1 pseudogene is annotated in these 232 nt (G+C 59.9%); it reads right to left on the reverse strand.

The annotated features are described in order from the left end of the window. Positions 1-163 (reverse strand): annotated as a pseudogene (locus SB756_RS35820) (circularly permuted type 2 ATP-grasp protein); the annotation flags it as partial. Between the last annotated feature and the right edge of the window lie 69 nt (positions 164-232).

Genomic DNA, 232 nt, shown 5'->3' on the forward strand with positions numbered 1-232 from the left:
GGGTGAAGGTGATACCGGCGCGGTGGAACAGCAGGTCGGCTTCGCGCCGGCGCTGGTCCAAAAGTTCCAGAGGAGTGTCCGCCAGCCAGCGGGAAAACCCCTGGTAGTGAGGCCGGCAGACGCCATCGGCAGCATACATTTCATCAAAGAAAGCGCGGGACATAGCCAACTCCTTGCCGTGACGTGAACGGCTTTTTATTTGAACCCTGTGTGTGCGTGACCCGGCTTCGAG

The organism is Pseudomonas sp. SIMBA_068 (genome assembly GCF_046534705.1).
Lineage (GTDB): Bacteria > Pseudomonadota > Gammaproteobacteria > Pseudomonadales > Pseudomonadaceae > Aquipseudomonas > Aquipseudomonas putida.